This window comes from Blautia sp. JLR.GB0024, assembly GCF_037000545.1.
Lineage (GTDB): Bacteria > Bacillota > Clostridia > Lachnospirales > Lachnospiraceae > Blautia > Blautia celeris.
In genome coordinates this window covers 1-14,153 of sequence record NZ_JBANBF010000005.1, presented here as the reverse complement: position 1 = coordinate 14,153, position 14,153 = coordinate 1, and the positions used below count along the sequence as shown (strand labels likewise).

Below are 14,153 nucleotides of genomic sequence, written 5' to 3'. Positions count from 1 at the left end.
CTTTGGGCGCATGGAAGGAAACACAGGAGATAAAGATGAGATTAAGGGCACTGGCGAAAATTAATCTGGGATTGGATGTAGTCAGAAAACGTGAAGACGGTTATCATGAGGTCCGCATGATCATGCAGACTATCAACATGTATGACCAGTTAGAAATTGATATCAAAGAGGAACCGGGGATTTCCATTACTACAAATCTGCCGTTTATTCCCACGAACGAGAACAATCTGGTCTATAAAGCAGCGCAGCTTTTGATGGATGAGTTCAAAGTGAAGAAGGGGATAACTGTGGATCTGCAGAAATTCATACCGGTCGCTGCCGGCATGGCAGGCGGGAGTTCGGATGCCGCCGCTGCCATGATCGGAGTGAACCGACTGTTCGGACTGGGGCTTACTGTGCGGGAGCTTATGGAGCGGAGCGTGAAAGTCGGTGCGGATGTTCCGTACTGCCTGCTTCGGGGCACTGCGCTTGCAGAGGGAATCGGAGAGAAGCTGCGTGCTCTGCCGCCCTGTCCGGACTGCTACGTGCTCATTGGGAAGCCGCCTGTCAGCGTGTCCACGAAATTTGTCTATGAGAAGCTGGATGCATCGGAGATCGTGCAGCATCCGGAGATAGACAGAATGCTGGAGGGGCTCCAATGGCACAATTTGAACAGGATTGCCGAACATATGGGAAATGTTCTTGAGAGCGTGACAATTCCGGCATACCCTGTGATCGAGGAGATCAAACAACATATGAAGGACCACGGCGCAGTCAATGCCATGATGAGCGGCAGCGGTCCTACGGTCTTCGGACTCTTTGATGACAAGGCGACAGCAGAGCAGGCCTGTGAGGCACTGCGCGAGAGCAAGATCGCCAGAACCGTTTTCTTGACTACAGTATTCAATAATGGAGGAAGACACAGATGACAACGGATTTGGAAATGCATATGGATGAATACCTTCCGCTGCGGGATGTGGTTTTCAATACTCTGCGGAGGGCAATATTAAAAGGTGATTTAAAACCCGGTGAGCGGCTTATGGAGATTGCCCTGGCTGAGAAACTGGGTGTGAGCAGAACCCCCATCCGGGAGGCTATCCGGAAGCTGGAGCTGGAGGGCCTGGTAGTCATGGCTCCCAGAAAAGGGGCAAAAGTGGCTTCTATCACAGAGCGTGACCTGAATGATGTGCTGGAAGTCAGAAAAGGTATGGAGGAGCTGGCCATCCGTTTGGCCTGTGAGCGGATCACCCCTGAGGAGCTGGAGGAGCTTGATAAGGTGGAGCAGAGGTTCCTGAGCCTGACCGAGAACGGGGATCTGACTGAGCTTGCGGAGATGGACGTGGCGTTTCACGATATCATTTATAAGGCCACCAATAACAAACGGCTGGTACAGTTGCTGAGCAACTTAAGGGAACAGATGTACCGCTACCGCATCGAATATCTGAAGGATATTGCCGTGCGCCGTACCCTTGCCCAGGAGCACAGGGCCATCTGCGAGGCACTGCGCAAGAAGGACAAGGAGTCCGCACTGAAATACGTCTATGTCCATGTGGACAACCAGCAGAAGGCCATCATCCGAAGCCTGAATGAGCAGGAATAATAATAGAAGAAATGGATATTCTAAGAGAGATGTAAAAATTACGTCTCTCTTTTTTGTGCTGCAAATGCGGTCTGATACCGCATATACCACAGCATTATGAGAGCGGAAAGGGGCCTTTCAAATGAAAAATAAAGACGAGATATCCATTCATATACAGGAAAATGAAGACCACATCAGAAATACACTGAAAGACTGTGCTGACATCATTATCCGTCCCATGATTCTGGGACAGGAACCGAAGATACGCTGTCTTGTAGTCTATATTGAGGTGGCAGTCAGCAATATGATGCTGGAGGACTCCGTCATCGGCAAGCTGGTAAACCATATGTGGGAAATGCCGAAGGATGAGATCCTGGAGTTCGTGGATGAAAACGGCCTGGGAATCTCCGATGTTAAAACACTGGACACCATGTCAGAAGCCCTGGCAGCCATGTTTGCGGGAAATGCTATTTTCTTTTTTGACGGCTATCCCCATTCCATCAAGGTATCCAGCAAGGGGTATCCCAACATGGGCGTACAGGAGGCATCCAGGGAAAAGGTGCTGCGCGGTTCCAAGGAAGGGTTTTCCGATGTAGTCAAGACCAACTCTGCCCTTGTGCGGAAAAGGATCAGGAATGCGAAGCTGAAAGTCAAGGAAAAGACCCTGGGCGTCAGAAGCCAGACCCTGGTGCAGATTCTGTACATGGAAGAGCTGGTGCGTCCGGAGCTTTTGGATGAACTGGACAGACGGCTGGAGAGTTTTGAGATCGACGGTGTCATGGACAGCGGCATAGTGGAGCATCTGGCAGAGGAAAACTGGCTCTCTCCATTTCCGCAGTTCCAGACCTCTGAGCGCCCTGACAAGTGCGCCATGGAAATCTTAAACGGCAGAGTCCTGGTATTGGTGGATAACTCCCCTATGGGTATCCTGCTCCCGGCTGCCTTCAATGATTTTCTGCAGGTGAGTGAGGATGAGTACAACCATTTTGAGCTGGCGTCCTTTTTGCGGATCATCCGGTATATAGCCGCTGCATTTGCCATGCTCTTTTCAGGTGCTTATCTGGCGGTGACGAATTTCCACACACAGGTACTGCCCACAAACCTGATTCTCTCCTTTGCGGAGGCCAGAAAAGGGGTTCCTTTTCCGGGAATCCTGGAAGTCTTCTTCATGGAAGTGGCATTTGAGAGTATCCGGGAGGCGGGGGTCCGCGCACCCGGGCCTTTGGGCGGAACCATCGGTATTGTGGGAGGCCTGATCATCGGACAGGCGGCTGTGGAAGCCAATCTGGTCAGTCCTATCGTGGTGGTTGTGGTGGCAGTGACTGCGCTGGCTACCCTTGCCATTCCAAATGAGGAGTTTACCGCCCCGTTCCGGCTTTTGAAATTCGGTTTTATCCTTTTAGGAGGCACTATGGGCGTCTTCGGCATGCTTCTGGGCCTTTACCTGGTCATCAGCCATCTGGCAGGCCTGAAAAGCTTTGGTATCCCTTATCTGACCCCATTTGCCGCACAGAGAAATGCGGGATACAGGGGAGAGTCAGACGGCATTGTCCTGGCGCCGCTTCGGTTTATGACCAGGAGACCCCTCTATGCCAGAAGGGAACAACAGGTACGCCTGAAAACAAAAGGAGGACAGAAGCATGTTCGCTGACAATCAACGGATTTCCCACAGACAGCTTTTCAGACAGCTTGTTCTCGGGCAGCTCGGCATCTATCTGGTCACCATCCCTGTCACCTCATATCTGGAGGGCAGGCAGGGGGTGCTCTCCCTTCTTTTGATGGGGGTTCTCTTCTTTGCAGCCAGCATATTTTTTATCCGCATGAAGCCCTGCTATTTATGTCCTGAACGGTATATGGGAAAATACGCGGGAAAGATTTTCTGTCTTCTGCATCTTTCCTATCTCTTTATTACCGGTGTTTTCCTGCTTCTTGTGACCAGCAGGATAACGGGCCGTTTTTTCATTGAGAGCAGCAAGCCCTTTGTGATCATCACCGTTACGGCTGTGGTATGCTATCTGGGAAGCCACCAGGGGCTGGAGCGCAGGGCGCGTATGGCTGAGATATGCTTTCCCATCATTTTATTTGTCCTGGCGGCCATGTTTCTGCTGTCTGTGACAAGAGTCGAAGGTATCTATCTGGAGAAGACCGGGTCTCTGTCACTGCAGGGGCTTATACAGGGATGTTACCGGGTATTCTGTACCTTCCTGCCTGTATTTTTCCTTCCCTTTACCCTGGGGAATGTGGACCGGGCGGGCAACGCGGGAAAGGCGCTGAACGGTTCCGTGTTTCTGCTGCTTGGCATTCTCTCTGCAGCCCTCATACTTCTGCAGGGGGCATTCGGCGCCGGAGGCTATGTGCAGAAATCCTACCCGCTGTTTGATATGATGGCAGGCGTGGACCTGCCCGGTGATTTTCTGGAGCGCGTGGACATCTTTTTCATCGCTGCAGTTATGTTCTGCATCTTTTTTGCTGTGGGCAGCATTTTTTTCTATAACCATGAACTGTTAAAACGCGGCCATATGGAAAAGGGGGCGCCTTATCTTGCTGCAGGGATTCTGGTGTGTGCTTTGGGATGTGAAAAGGCAGGTATTTCCCTGGAATGGTACCGGGAGGTTCTGCAGAATATTTGCGCGCCCCTGTTCCTTCTGCTGGCACTCTGGGCGGGAATCGCGTACGGAAGGGGGAAACATCATGATAAGGAAGAAAAGTAAGACAGTGCTCCTGGCTGTTATCCTGGCCTGTAATCTGACGGCCTGCGGGGTGGCCCTGGAGAACCGCAGCTTTCCCCTCTCCATGGGTGTGGATTTTAAGGACGGTGCATACCAGGTCTATTACGGCCTTCCCGACCTGTCCGGTGTGACCGGGCAGAATAAGGACGGGGAGAACCAGAAAGCCGGGGAAAAGGCGGATTTTTATCAGGGAAAGACCATGGAGGACGCGGAAAAAGACTTTCAGAACAGCCAGGAGGACTACCTGGATACGGGACACCTGAAGGTTCTGCTTCTGGGAAAGGGCCTGCTTGACCATGAGGAGGCATATAAGAACCTGCTCCACTATCTGGAGGAAAAACCTTCGGTGGCGGGAAATATTTACGTGTTCTCCTGCAGTGAGCTGGGGGATGTTATGAGCATGGACGGGCAGCAGATGGATTCCCTTGGGGATTATCTCACCGGCATTGTGGAGAACCGGCCCGACAGCCGGGCACAGGATCAGACAGACCTTCAGGACTTATATAACGCATGGCACAACGGGGAAGAGCGCCCCGTTCTGGGAGAGGTAAGCGCATTGGATGATAAAATTATGCTGAATCAGGAATAGGCCTGTAAAGATGCGGCAATACTCTGTCTATAGAAAATAAATGGTTACTGTTCACACGCCACTGTCCCGCGAGGTGTTTTCAGGCCGAAGGCATGAAAATCCCGAGGCAGCCAGCGCGATATGGAGCAGAATGCTCCATATCTGTGCATCGCGAAGCGTGTTGCTGGGCACGCAGTGAACAGTAACAATAAATGAGAAGTAAATACCGGTCATACGGTGCGGAGGCATAAAGTTTTCCGCGCCGGTATGCCGGATAAGACGGAGGGATTTGCTGTGAGAAGAAGAATGCAGAGAAATATCTGGATCGCCGCTACAATCATAGGCCTGCTTGCCACTGTGCTGGTCGGCGCTGTGCGTATACATACACTGAAGAGAGAAAAAGAAACCGTTCAGACACGTCTGGAAAATGAAGTACAGCAGGGGATCGCAAAGGAGATCTTCCGCCTGCACGTGGTTGCCAACAGCGATACGGAGGAGGACCAGAACCTGAAGCTTCACGTTAAGACCAAGATTGTGGACTATCTGGAAGGAATTTTGGGGGAAGACAGATCCCTGGAAGCGACCAGAGAGGCTGTCAAAACGCATCTGGATGAGATTGAGGAGGCTGCCGGACAGGTGATCGCGGATGAAGGGTATGATTACCCTGTTGCTGCCGCCGTGGAAAAGACGTATTTCCCTGACAAGACCTACGGGGACTGTACCTTTCCTGCAGGAGAGTATGAGGCCCTGAATGTGAAGATCGGGAAGGCAGAAGGGCACAACTGGTGGTGCGTCCTCTATCCGAGCCTGTGCTTTCTCGATGAGTCCCACGGCATTGTTTCTGAGGAGAAAAAAGAAGATTTGAGAGAAGTCCTCACAGAGGAGGAATTCCTGACAATTCTGAATGATCCGGAAAAAAGGGATCAGGTGAAAATAGGATTTAAGTGGTTTTAAAGGTTGCGGCTTGCATTCTGGCCTCAATGAGGGTAAAATGGAAACACGGTTAAAATAGAAAATAAATTTTAAGAGGGTTTTCATATGAACCAGAATAAACAGGCGCCGATCGGTGTTTTCGATTCCGGCGTGGGCGGACTTACAGTTGCCAGAGAGATCATGCGCAATCTGCCCAGTGAGAGGATAGTATACTTTGGGGACACTGCAAGAGTGCCCTATGGAAGCAAGTCAAAAGAGATCGTGTTGAAATATTCCCGTCAGATTGTACGTTTCCTGCAGACACAGGAGGTAAAGGCCATTGTAGTAGCGTGCAACACCGCCAGTGCCATGGCATTGGAAACCATACGGGAGGAGATAGATATTCCCATTATCGGTGTGGTGAAACCGGGAGCAAAAGTGGCTGCCCGGACTACCAGAAATAAGAAGATCGGCCTGATTGGTACAAGAGGAACGGTGAATTCCGAGCTGTACCCTGCCATTATACATGAATATGATCCCCGGATCCAGGTAATCGGCCAGGCCTGTCCCCTGCTGGTCCCCCTGGTGGAGGAGGGATGGCTGAAGGATGAAGTGACGGTTGAAGTGACAAAACGCTATCTGGACCCCCTTCTGGAACAGGGCGTGGACACCCTGATCCTGGGCTGCACCCACTATCCGCTGCTGCGTTCCCTGATGCGTCAGGTGGCAGGGGAAAGCGTTACCCTGGTAAACCCCGCCTATGAGACTGCCAGGGCACTTCGGGAGCTGTTAAAGGAACATGGGATTGAGAATGACGGACACGAGGAGGAGGAGTTCCCCTACCGCTTCTATGTCAGTGACGCGGAGGAACGTTTCCAGGAGTTTGCAGGTTCTATCCTGCCCTACGATGTGAGGATGACCAAGCAGATTAATATTGAGGAGTATTGAACATGACAAAAGATGTACTGATAACAGTAAAAGGGATGCAGGCGATTGAAGCCGGGGAGAAGCCGGAAGAAGTGGAAGTGGTGGCAAAGGGAGATTATTACTACAGGAATGGCCATCATTTCATCTGCTATGAGGAAGTGCAGGAAGGATATGACACTATCACAAAAAATATGATCAAAGTGATGCAGGGCTATGTGGAGGTGCAGAAAAAGGGCCTCACCAACACGCACATGATCTTTGAGGAGGCCAAGAAGAACCTGACCTATTATGCAACTCCTTTCGGAGATATGCAGATGGGAATCTCAGCAACCAGGATAGATGTGCAGGAGCAGGAGGAGAACATTGATATCCTCATTGACTACGCTTTGGAGATCAACGATATACATACAGCGGACTGCCAGATCTGTGTAAATGTGAAGCCCCAGGCCGCAGGCAATTTCCACCTGGCATCATAAAAAAGCCGTCCGGGTTTCGTTTCCCGGGCGGCAGTTTTTTACTTTTTCTTTTTCGTATCCTTACTCTCTGTTTTGTTTCCCTTGGCAATGTTTTCCGCTTTGAGGCGCATTCTCTTGAAGAACCCTTTTTTCTTCTGGGGAGCTTCCAAAGCACCGCGCAGTCCGCGGACACCGGTGATATAGATACCGCTTACTTCTGCTTTGACTTCCTTCTTTACGGGGATGATCTCAAAGACCTGCTCGTCCGCCACCAGGGTAACGATCCTGGGACCGATTTTTGCCTTTACGATGGGGAGTTTGGAACGTCTCATAAGCTTCGGTGTCTGATCGATCACCATCTGGGGAAGACCGGACTGTTTAATGGGAAGCCTCTTTTTATCGATAACCAGCATAGAGACGGACTGCTTTGCTGCTTCTATCTGCTCCTGCTGTGCTTCCTGCTTTTTCTGTGCCCTCTTGCCAAGAAAATATAAAACGGCAAGAACGACTACCAAAACGATTAAAATAATCAGTAGAACTTTCCACACCATTTGTGTTAGACCTCCTAAAATCTGGACTGATAACGCAACTATTATTTTAGCATTGTTTCTGTGAAAAGGCAATAAAAATGTGAAAGAAAGGGTTCCTTTTTCAGGTCATGTGTGGTATAACTTCCTTATGCGGAAACCAGAAACCACAGACGAAAGGAATTGTATATGAAGAAAAAACTGATCATGGCGCTATTGGCTCTCAGTATTGCAGTGATGGCAGCAGGATGCGGTGACAAGAAGAGTGACAAGAGCAAAGACGATGATAAAAAGACTGAGACATCCGCGGAGGATACGGCAGTAGATACCAACAGCAAGGGCAAGGTGGTGGCTGTCGATGTGGATGATATCAGCAAATATGTGAAACTGGGAGATTATAAGAACCTGGAAGTCACAGAGACAAAGACAGAGATTACGGACGCTGATGTGGAGGATTACATCAGCCAGCAGCTCACCTACAAGGCAGAGGAGATCACAGAGGACAGACCGGTACAGGAGAACGATACCGTCAATATTGATTACACAGGATACCTGGACGGAGAGGCATTTGACGGCGGTTCCGCCACGGATTCAGATCTGCTCATCGGCTCTAATTCCTTTATCGACGGATTTGAGAGCGGCCTGATCGGTAAGAGCAAAGGGGAGGAAGTCACCCTTGACCTGACCTTCCCGGACCCGTACAGCAACAATCCTGACCTGGCCGGCAAGCCGGTGCAGTTCAAGGTGAAGATCAATGCCATCAAGGCAGCGCCGGAGCTGACAGATGAGTGGGTAAAGAACAATACAGACAAGCAGACCGTGGATGAGTATAAAGAGGAGATCAAAAATTCCCTGAAGGAGAATGCTGACCTGAACTATATGAGTCAGCTCAAATCCGACCTGTTCCAGAAAGTTGTGGAAAGCTCAGAGATCACGGAATATCCGGAGAAACCCATGTCCGAGACCATGGATTATGTAAAGAACAAGATCCAGGAGCAGTATGCCAGCCCAAGCGGCATGACTCTGGAGGAATACTGGGAATCCCAGAGCATTTCCACAGAACAGGCAGAGGAGACCATGACACAGATGGCCCAGAACATCCTGCAGCAGTCTCTGATCGTGCAGGCTATCTTCGATGCGGAGAAAGTAGAGATCTCTGTGGAAGACTATGAGGCAGAGCTTGAGAAGTTTGCCAAAGACTATGGCTTTAAGGATGCTGAGGCCCTCAAGAGCGCGTACAGCGATGAGACCATGGTGAAAGCCAATGTACTCTGGAGCAAATCCTGTGAGATCCTCCAGGAGACTGCAAAAGTGACCGATGTGCCTGCAGATGCGCAGAACACCGGTGACGGGGACGCGAAAACCGAATAAAGAAAATACTTGACAATAAGTCCTACAGGTGTAATATATTGGGTGAAACTATATCTTACATTTGTAGGATTTTTGTATAGGGAGTGTATTTACATGAAGGAGGTTATTTTATGAAGCGAAAGAAAGCAGCGGCAGTGATAGGCATCGCGGCGGCCATCGCCGTGTGTGCGGCGGGCCTGGTTCTGTACAAGGTAAAGTTTGAGGAGAAGCGTGAGGATGTGCTGAAGGAGTACATGGGTTATATCGAGAAGGGAAGATATGACAAAATGTATGCACTGCTTGATGAGGCCAGCAGAAATACCGTGAATGCAGAGGACTTTGTCGTCAGGAACCAGAAAATATATGAGGGCATAGAGGCAGAGAATATCCGTCTGGACATTTCCGAGGAGCAGGAGAAAAGCCAGCCCATATCCTATAAAGTCACCATGGATACCGTGGCAGGGGAAATCTCCTTCGACAATGACGCTTTTTTTGAGAAGGAGAGCGGAAAATGGCACATTAAGTGGAGTGATTCCATGATATTCCCCAATCTGAAGGCAGCGGACAAGGTGAGTGTTGTCAGCATAGACGCAAAGCGGGGAGAGATATATGACAGAAACGGTGAGCTTCTGGCAGGCCAGGGGACGGTTGCCAATGTAGGGCTTGTTCCGGGCAAAATGGCGGTCCAGCCCCAGGAGGAGCTGGAAACCATAGCAGCGCTTCTGGGGACCACAGCCGGCAGTATTTCCGAAAAGCTGGATGCTTCCTGGGTGAAGGATGATTCCTTTGTCCCTGTGAAGAAGATGAGCAGCAGCCAGCTGGAGACCCCTGTGGGTGAGGGGGAGGCCACCCTGAAGGATAAACTGCTGGAGCTTCCCGGTGTGATGATCTCTGATGCGGAAAGCAGGGTTTATCCCTATGGGGAGTGCACATCTCATCTTCTGGGCTATGTCCAGGAGATAAACGCAGAGGAACTGGAAGAATTAAGGGACAAAGGCTATGACGAACAGAGCATTCTGGGAAAAAGCGGTCTGGAGAAATTATTCGAGGACAGGCTGAAGGCCCGGAAAGGCTATAAGATTTCCATTGTGGACGCAGAGGGCAGCGAAAAGGAGGCACTTGCCATGGCAGCCCCGAAGGACGGGGAGAATATTACCCTGACCATTGACGGCCACCTGCAGCAGAGTGTGTATGAGCAGTATAAGAACGACAAGAGCAGTTCCATTGTCATGAACCCTAAGACAGGTGAGGTGCTGGCAATGGTATCCACACCCACCTTCAACAGCATGGACTTTGTACTGGGAATGTCTCAGGAGAAATGGGATTCCCTGAACAACGATGAGGATAAGCCCCTGTACAACAGGACAAGAGAAAGCTGGGTGCCCGGTTCCTCCTTCAAACCTGTCATCGGTGCGGTGGGCCTTACAACGGGAACCCTTTCGGCGGACGAGAACCTGGGAGCCAGCGGCCTTTCCTGGCAGAAGGATGAGAGCTGGGGGGATTACCGGATCACAACGCTGCATGAGTACGGGGATGAGGCGGTTCTGCGGAATGCCCTTGTCTACTCAGACAACATTTATTTTGCCAAGGCAGCGCTGAAAATCGGGGCAGATACACTGACGGAACAACTGAAAAAACTGGGATTCGGGCAGGAGATACCATTTGAGATCGGTATGAGCAAATCCCAGTATTCCAATGAAGACGGAATCACTTCGGAGATCCAGCTTGCGGACAGCGGATACGGCCAGGGACAGATTCTGATGAATCCCCTCCATCTGGCCTGTATTTACTCCGCGTTTATAGGCGACGGAAATATGATAAAGCCATATCTGGAGATGACAGACAATAAAACACCGGAATACTGGATCGCAGGTGCCTTTTCCAAGGAGGCTGCCGCTGTGATAAAAGAGGATCTGACGGCAGTCATCGAGGATGAGAACGGGACCGGCCACGGTGCCTATACAGAAGGAGCGAACCTGGCCGGCAAGACGGGAACCGCGGAGATCAAAGCATCCCAGGATGATGAAAATGGTACGGAGCTTGGATGGTTTGCCGTATTCAATACGGACGGGGACAAGACAAACAGTTTCCTGATGCTCAACATGGTGGAGGATGTGAAAGACCGCGGAGGAAGCGGTTATGTGGTGGATCTGGACAGACCACTGTTGGATGAAATGCTGGCAAAGGAGTGACGTGGTGTGAGATTAAAAGGGGTTATGATGTGTGTGACAGCAGTAAGCCTGATCCTGGGCGGATGCGGAGACAAGGTACAGCAGAAGGAAGAGGTGACTGTCAGTGCCGATACCGCCAAAGAAGAGGACCGGGAGGCTGTAAAAGAGGAAAACAGCTATTATGAGATGGAAATACCTGCCGATGAGTCAGAAACCCTGACAGAGGCCGCTGTCCAGGCTGCAAAGAGCTATCAGGACCTTTTAGTTCAGGCAAAGAAGAACAGCGGCAAGGAGGAGGTGCTTTCCATGGACACTGTGGCAGCCCTGGTAAAGAAGATGGGAAGCCAGGGGTATGCTGCCCTGGATAACAGGAACAGGGAGAACATGGAGAACTACCAGCTTGCGGAGAAGTTTTTGGCAGGTCAGGAGAAAAAAGAGGATGCAGCTGTTTCCATCTACCGCATTCACGATGACGGAGGAATGGAAAAGATAGATTTCACCTCAGACAAAACAGGAGCAGTGACCATCACCTCCACGATCGTGGACTGGAATAAAAAGCAGGAGCCATATGTGGTGGATATGGTGCGGTACAAAGCCTGGAAATGGGCGTATACAAAGAAAGGCTACCTTTTCTATGAGAGATATATTCCGGAGGGGATGGAGGCAGACGGTACCGATGCCATACGCGTGCTCCCCCTGGACGAAGAGCTGCGCAAAATGTGTGAGCAGTACATAGAGCCCATCGGTTATGAGGGAAACAATCTGTTCCTTGTGGAATGGGATGAGTCCAACTTCCGGCAGGTGAACTTCAACGACCTGTATGATGTGCTCTACCGAATTGACCAGGGGAGCCTGCCGGACAGTGCCCAGTATCCGGAGGGGATCGGCAGCAGTGAATTTGAAGATCTGATCGAGAAATATTTCAGTATACCTGTGGAGCAGTTAAGGGTGCAGGCAGGATATAACAGCGGAACAGGGACATATCCCTGGATACAGATCGCGGGCAGCAACACTGCTGACTGGACAGAGAGGATTCCGGAGGTGGTGGATTTACAGGATAACGGGGATGGAACCCTGACCCTGACAGTTGATGCGGTCAGTCCACAGCTTAAAAATGACAGGCTCTTTACCCATCAGGTCACCATACGCGGGGCAGATGACGGGGATGGTTTCACCTATGTGTCCAACACTATAGAACCCGGGGGGCAGGTACCGCCCTACACGCCCAGGACCGCTGTGGAACAGTGACGCGGGTTTCTTTTCTGCATATACTGACTATGAGAAGAATCAGTGAGGTTTTTTATGGCAGTTAAGAAAGCGGACCCCAGGGAAGAGATACTGGGGCAGGAGCGGGTGATGCAGCAGGATATGCGGCGCCTGCGCGCCAATTACCCGGAAAACGCCGCATACATCCAGTGTTATGTGGAGGATGCATGTGACCGTATGGATTATGAGGGCAGCAGGATGTACGATGAATATCCGGACAAATACATGATGCGCAAAGTCTGCGATTCCATCCACAGCCAGATACGCAGAGATAGCGGAAGGATGGGAGTGGAATCCGGTTTCTGCAGAAGATGCGGCAACCTTCCGGACGAAGCGCTGCAGGATCTGATAGAGGTCCTGTTCTTCAACGAAGTGTACAGACGCAGATGCCGGCGCAGGCGCTGCAGAAGATTATACCGCTGAGTGTCAGCAAAAGTAAGAAGAGTCTCAAGAAAACTGCACTTGGGGCTTGCGGTTTTGTCATAAAACTTTTACAATAGTAATGATGCTGAGGAAAGCATTTTATTTAGGAGAGAAAATATGACAGAACTGGAAAAATTTCTGGATTTATATATAAATGAAGATTTGATCAGAATTATCATCAGCGGCCCCCGCCAAAAAGAGGGGCCGTCTAAAATACAGATACGCCCTCTGCTTTTAAAGGGCCAGGTTATGTATCAGGTTACAAGGACTGTGGGACAGAAGGAGCTTCATGAAAACCATCAGAGGGATGAAGTCCTCTGTCTCACAGACAACTGGATGCAGCAGGAGTTCCGCCAGCTTCAGCTGGAGGCAAAAGGCGTTCAGGGGACAGTGCTTGCCAGCAAGAAGGGCAGACTGACCATCAAGACTAAGAAAATACAGGGCAGGGAGGATTTTGTCCCTATGCTGACCCACAACCGGCAGAAGAAATATCTGCTGCAGGAAGGGGTGCCGGTGCCCTATCTGATAGATTTGGGAATCATGAATGAGGCGGGTAAGGTGAAACATGCCCGTTATGATAAATTTAAGCAGCTCAACCGCTTTCTGGAGTTTATTGAGGACATCCTGCCAAGGCTCCCGAAAGACAGAGAAGTGAATATTATTGACTTCGGGTGCGGCAAATCCTATCTCACATTTGCCATGTATCACTATCTGCATGAGCTGAAAGGCTATGATATCCAGGTGATCGGTCTGGATCTGAAGGCGGACGTCATTGAGACATGCAGCCGTCTGGCAGAAAAATATCATTACGAAAAACTGCATTTTTATCAGGGAGATATCGCATCCTATGAAGGGTGCAGCCATGTGGATATGGTTGTGACGCTTCATGCCTGCGATACCGCTACGGACCATGCCCTGGCAAAAGCAGTGAGATGGGGTGCCTCTGTCATCCTGTCTGTGCCCTGCTGTCAGCATGAGCTGAACAGGCAGATCTCCAATGACACATTGGCCCCTGTACTTGGGTACGGCATATTAAAGGAGCGTTTTGCGGCCATCCTCACAGACGGGCTCAGGGCGCAGATGCTGGAAAGCGCAGGGTACGACACGCAGATCCTGGAGTTTATTGATGTGGAGCACACGCCCAAGAATCTGCTCATACGTGCAGTGAAAAATGAAAACAAAACAGTCAGCAGACAGCAGAGAGAAGCATGGGTAAGATGCGCCCGGGAGTTTCAGGCAGAACCCACCCTTGCATCACTGTTGTTCT

14 protein-coding genes are annotated in these 14,153 nt (G+C 50.6%); 13 read left to right on the top strand and 1 reads right to left on the bottom strand.

Annotation, left to right across the window (positions count from 1 at the left end; all coding sequences use genetic code 11):
* Window positions 1-2 precede the first annotated feature (2 nt).
* The 8 genes from ispE to V8Q34_RS13205 all read left to right on the top strand — a co-directional run bounded on the left by ispE (window position 3) and on the right by V8Q34_RS13205 (window position 7,170).
* Window positions 3-908, top strand: a complete 906-nt coding sequence (ispE, locus tag V8Q34_RS13240) for a 4-(cytidine 5'-diphospho)-2-C-methyl-D-erythritol kinase (RefSeq protein WP_255786244.1) — start codon at window positions 3-5, stop codon at window positions 906-908.
* Window positions 905-1,579, top strand: coding sequence for a GntR family transcriptional regulator (locus V8Q34_RS13235; protein WP_033141991.1), 675 nt, complete (start codon window positions 905-907; stop codon window positions 1,577-1,579). The genes ispE and V8Q34_RS13235 overlap by 4 nt, the downstream gene beginning before the upstream one ends.
* 121 nt (window positions 1,580-1,700) lie before the next feature.
* Window positions 1,701-3,209 (top strand): spore germination protein, encoded by a 1,509-nt coding sequence (locus tag V8Q34_RS13230; protein WP_335835632.1) that lies wholly within the window; start codon window positions 1,701-1,703, stop codon window positions 3,207-3,209.
* Window positions 3,199-4,269: a GerAB/ArcD/ProY family transporter gene (locus V8Q34_RS13225; protein WP_335835631.1), complete on the top strand. Its 1,071-nt coding sequence runs from the start codon at window positions 3,199-3,201 to the stop codon at window positions 4,267-4,269. The genes V8Q34_RS13230 and V8Q34_RS13225 overlap by 11 nt, the downstream gene beginning before the upstream one ends.
* Window positions 4,250-4,876: a Ger(x)C family spore germination protein gene (locus tag V8Q34_RS13220; RefSeq protein ID WP_225305194.1), complete on the top strand. Its 627-nt coding sequence runs from the start codon at window positions 4,250-4,252 to the stop codon at window positions 4,874-4,876. Before V8Q34_RS13225 ends, V8Q34_RS13220 begins: the two co-directional genes overlap by 20 nt.
* Before the next feature lie 273 nt (window positions 4,877-5,149).
* Window positions 5,150-5,809 carry a stage II sporulation protein R gene (gene spoIIR, locus V8Q34_RS13215; protein ID WP_335835630.1) on the top strand — a complete coding sequence of 220 codons (660 nt, stop codon included), beginning with the start codon at window positions 5,150-5,152 and terminating at the stop codon, window positions 5,807-5,809.
* Window positions 5,810-5,893: 84 nt separating this feature from the next.
* Window positions 5,894-6,715: a glutamate racemase gene (gene murI, locus V8Q34_RS13210; protein ID WP_118743656.1), complete on the top strand. Its 822-nt coding sequence runs from the start codon at window positions 5,894-5,896 to the stop codon at window positions 6,713-6,715.
* Between the two features lie 2 nt (window positions 6,716-6,717).
* On the top strand, window positions 6,718-7,170 hold the full coding sequence (locus V8Q34_RS13205; protein ID WP_033141994.1) for a DUF1934 domain-containing protein: 453 nt from the start codon (window positions 6,718-6,720) through the stop codon (window positions 7,168-7,170).
* Window positions 7,171-7,208: 38 nt separating this feature from the next.
* On the opposite strand, the gene V8Q34_RS13200 is transcribed toward V8Q34_RS13205, so the two are convergent.
* Window positions 7,209-7,700 (bottom strand): hypothetical protein, encoded by a 492-nt coding sequence (locus V8Q34_RS13200; RefSeq protein WP_033141995.1) that lies wholly within the window; start codon window positions 7,698-7,700, stop codon window positions 7,209-7,211.
* 165 nt (window positions 7,701-7,865) lie between these two features.
* Here V8Q34_RS13200 and tig point away from each other — a divergent pair, with 165 nt between their 5' ends.
* The 5 genes from tig to V8Q34_RS13175 all read left to right on the top strand — a co-directional run.
* Window positions 7,866-9,047 carry a trigger factor gene (gene tig / locus V8Q34_RS13195; protein ID WP_118743655.1) on the top strand — a complete coding sequence of 394 codons (1,182 nt, stop codon included), beginning with the start codon at window positions 7,866-7,868 and terminating at the stop codon, window positions 9,045-9,047.
* Window positions 9,048-9,157: 110 nt separating this feature from the next.
* Complete coding sequence (locus V8Q34_RS13190; protein WP_335835629.1) at window positions 9,158-11,218, top strand: penicillin-binding transpeptidase domain-containing protein; 2,061 nt, start codon at window positions 9,158-9,160, stop codon at window positions 11,216-11,218.
* A gap of 6 nt (window positions 11,219-11,224) precedes the next feature.
* On the top strand, window positions 11,225-12,445 hold the full coding sequence (locus tag V8Q34_RS13185) for a DUF6070 family protein (protein ID WP_335835628.1): 1,221 nt from the start codon (window positions 11,225-11,227) through the stop codon (window positions 12,443-12,445).
* A 54-nt stretch (window positions 12,446-12,499) separates the two neighbouring features.
* Window positions 12,500-12,886: a hypothetical protein gene (locus V8Q34_RS13180; RefSeq protein WP_335835627.1), complete on the top strand. Its 387-nt coding sequence runs from the start codon at window positions 12,500-12,502 to the stop codon at window positions 12,884-12,886.
* Window positions 12,887-13,003: 117 nt separating this feature from the next.
* The coding region (locus V8Q34_RS13175; protein ID WP_335835626.1) for a class I SAM-dependent methyltransferase at window positions 13,004-14,153 on the top strand (1,150 nt) is incomplete at its 3' end.